Origin of the sequence: uncultured Flavonifractor sp., assembly GCF_944387675.1 — a bacterium.
Classification (GTDB): domain Bacteria; phylum Bacillota; class Clostridia; order Oscillospirales; family Oscillospiraceae; genus Flavonifractor.
Genome location: NZ_CALXFV010000152.1, coordinates 1 through 3,491, shown reverse-complemented (window position 1 = coordinate 3,491; position 3,491 = coordinate 1). Strand labels below are relative to the sequence as shown.

Here is a 3,491-nt window from a genome sequence, read left to right as displayed (position 1 = left end):
GTGCCGGCGAAGGTGACGTGGGAGTGGCCCTCCTCGTCGGTGAACTCGGCGAAGGAGTGGCGCACCAGCTCGTAGGGGGAGACGGCGTCGATGTAGTGGGTCTTGAACAGCTGGAAGATGGCCTCCGGCTTAAGCTCCTTGCCCACCCGGTCGGTCTCCACCTGGACGATGTGGCCGAACTCGGGGTGCATGGCGCGGGGCAGATCAAAGCCGAAGCTGTGCTGCATGACGAAGGCGGAGCCGCCCTTGCCCGACTGGGAGTTGATGCGGATGATGGGCTCATACTGCCGGCCCACATCGGCGGGGTCGATGGGCAGGTAGGGGACCTCCCAGTACTCGGTGCCGCTCTCGGCCATGTAGTGGACGCCCTTGTTGATGGCGTCCTGGTGGGAGCCGGAGAAGGCGGTGAACACCAGCTCCCCCACGTAGGGCTGCCGCTCGCCGATCTTCATCTTGGTGACCTTCTCGTACACGTCCCGGATCTGGTTGATGTCGGAGAAGTCCAGCTTGGGGTCCACCCCCTGGGTGTACAGGTTGAGGGCCAGGGTGACCATATCCACGTTGCCGGTGCGCTCCCCGTTGCCGAAGAGGGTGGCCTCCACCCGCTCGGCCCCCGCCAGCTGGCCCAGCTCCGCCGTGGCCACCCCCTCGCCCCGGTCATTGTGGGGGTGGAGGGAGATGATGGCGCTGTCCCGGCCGGGCAGTTTCCCGATGAAGTACTCGATCTCGTCGGCGAAGTAGTTGGGCATGCAGTTTTCCACGGTGGTGGGCAGGTTGAGGATGATCTTGTGCTCCGGAGTGGCGCCGATGGCCTCGATGACCGCCTGGCAGATCTCCACCGCGGCGTCCATCTCGGTCCCCATGAAGGACTCGGGGGAGTACTGATAGCGCAGGTCCATACCCGCGTCGATGGCGGGCTGGCTCAGCTCCCGGATCAGGTGGGCGGCGTCCACGGCGATCTTGGTGACCCCCGCCACGTCGGTGTGGAAGACCACCTTCCGCTGGAGGGTGGAGGTGGAGTTGTAGAAGTGGAAGATCACGTGCTTGGCGCCCTCGATGGCCTCGAAGGTGCGGCGGATCAGGTGCTCTCTGGCCTGGACCAGCACCTGGATGGTCACGTCGTCGGGGATGTGGCCCCCCTCGATGAGGGTGCGGATGAACTCATACTCGGTCTCGGAGGCGGAGGGGAAGCCCACCTCGATCTCCTTGACGCCGATATCCACCAGGGTGTGGAACAGCTCCAGCTTCTCCTCCACGTTCATGGGGTCGATGAGGGCCTGGTTGCCGTCCCGCAGGTCCACCGAGCACCAGATGGGGGGCGCCGTCAGCTGCCTGTCGGGCCAGGCGCGGTGGGTCATTTTCAGGGGGATAAAGGGGATGTACTTTTCCTGTGCAGGTTTCATAATAACAGCTCCTCCTTGGGTCAGGGAATGAAAAAGCCCCTGACCAGATTATGGTCAGGGGCGTAAGATACGCGGTACCACCCTGCTTCCGCCCGCCGTCACCGGCGGACGCTCATGGCCTCCAACAAGGCCGCGGCCTGTAACGTGGCCGTGACGGCCCGCCCTACTGTCAGTTCAGACGGACGGCTCCGGGCTCAGTATCCGCACGCTTTCCCGCGCCGGTTCGCACCCACCACCGGTTCTCTGAGCGGGACGGGACGTGCTTTCTTCCCATCATTGCCTGTATCAGGATTTGATTAGGGACATTTTAGCCGAACCGCCCGGTTTTGTCAAGGGCCAGTTTCCGCCCACCGCACCAGCGGCTCCTCCTGCCAGAACAGGCGGATAACGCTGGAAGCGGCCGCCTGGGAGACCGAATTCCAGTAGGCGGCCAGGTAGTCCAGCCCGTCCTTGGAGTAAATGGCCAGGTGGAAGGGGGAGTTGTCCCGGAAACAGCCGTCCCGCACCGCCAGACGCGTCCCGTCAAAGGCCATGGACAGCCCGGCGTAGGTATCGTGGGTCCAGGAGAAGCCGCTGTGGCCCAATTCATATGCCGCCTGGTCGTCCCCGGTGAAGACCGGCGCCCAGCCCTCCGGCTGCCGGCTCACCACCGCGAAGCGGTAGCAGTAGCCCTCACTCCTGGGGCCGTAGGTGATGGGGACAAAGAAGCCGTCCCCCTTGTAGGTCTGCATATAGGCCTCCGCGTCGGAGAAGGCGAGCAGGTCCAGGGTCTGGACGAGGTGCACCTCTTCGTCAAAGATCCGCAGCCGCAGCTGGCCCTCCTCCTGGGTGAGCAGGAAGAATTCCCTGCCATCCTCGATGCCCCAGAAATCCACAACGATGCTTTCCTCCGGCAGCGACCAGAGCGTTTCAATTGTGCCGTCGGTGCGTGCCTCATTGGGGGTGTAGCGGTAGATCCCCCAGCCGCCGGGGATCTGGCTGTCATCCAGCGGAATGAGCCGGTCGGTACCCGGCCCGTAGCTGACGGTGCAGCTGTTGGACAGCGCGAAGATCGCCCGCTCTCCCTGGGGCGCGGCATAGCTTTCCATAAGAGGGAGATTCGCGTCATAGGAATAGGAACCGCTGTCCCCGCTGGCGCTTCGCTCCACGGTGATTTTGATTTTTATACCTTCCGGGATGGGAATGGAGAAATAAGACTGGAACAGCTCCGACAGCCGCTCGTCTTTCAGATCATAGCCAGCGCTGGGACGGACATTCAGCGGCCATGCGTCGAAGTAGTCGGTAAGGACAAAACTGTAGGTACACCTCTCTCCCGGCGGGGTGGACTCCCATGCCTGCTCCTCCAGCACTTCCCAGGGGGAGTTGTAACCTCTGAAATAGCTGTCGATCTCCACAAATATGGGAATGTTCTCCTGAGGCGCCTCATAAGAGCGCCGGGACAGCGTGGTGGAAAAGGCGGTCTCCGCCTCCTCCGGGCGACCGGCGGGGAAGGTGACGGTCCAGAACAGCTGGTCGGAGCAGGTGAGGGGCAGGGTCAGCTCCACGGCGGCGGCGTCCGGATCCCCCGCCAGCACCTCCCGCTCCACGGTTACCTGGTCGGCGGTGTCCAGGATGGTGAAATTGGCCCCCGTCAGCAGCCCGGCGGACAGCAGGGCCAGCAGCAGAATCAGCCATCGGCTCAGCTTCATATCCTCACTCCCCATCCGTCAGCCGGTCCAGGACCCGGCTCACTCGGTCGGCTTTGTATTGGTAGGTCTCCTTCACGAAATCCATCAGCCCCCGGCCCTGCTCCTCCAGCTCCAGGGTGGTGACGTTTCCCGCCACCCTGCCCTGGCGGAGGAGCACCGCCCGGCCGATGAAGTGCCGCACCTCCTCCAGCAGGTGGGTGGAGAGCAGGATGGTCTCCTCCGGCTCCAGAATGCCCAGCAGGACCTTGTAAAAGTCCTCCCGGTTGAAGATGTCGTTGCCGGCGAAGGGCTCGTCCATCAGAATATAGTCCGCCCCCTGGCTCAGGGCCAGGATGACCTCAAACTGATTTTTCTGCCCGGTGGAGAAGCCCCGGACGGCCTTGCCCATGGGCAGCTGGAA

General features: G+C 63.6%; 2 protein-coding genes, 1 pseudogene and 1 other annotated feature. All 3 genes and pseudogenes read right to left on the bottom strand.

From position 1 onward, the window contains the following. The coding region (locus tag Q0J74_RS10815) for a 2-isopropylmalate synthase (protein ID WP_297214498.1) at window positions 1–1,403 on the bottom strand (1,403 nt) is incomplete at its 3' end. 53 nt (window positions 1,404–1,456) lie between these two features. Then, window positions 1,457–1,689, bottom strand: a binding site (T-box leader). 43 nt (window positions 1,690–1,732) lie between these two features. Further along, a complete protein-coding gene (locus Q0J74_RS10810; protein ID WP_297214496.1) occupies window positions 1,733–3,091 on the bottom strand; it encodes a hypothetical protein in 1,359 nt (452 codons plus the stop codon). 4 nt (window positions 3,092–3,095) lie between these two features. Further along, a pseudogene (locus tag Q0J74_RS10805) lies at window positions 3,096–3,491 on the bottom strand (ABC transporter ATP-binding protein); the annotation flags it as partial.

Coding starts and splice junctions, on each gene's coding strand:
- Q0J74_RS10810 (WP_297214496.1), bottom strand. CDS start 3,091: ATGAAGCTGAGCCGATGGCTGATTCTGCTGCTGGCCCTGCTGTCCGCC.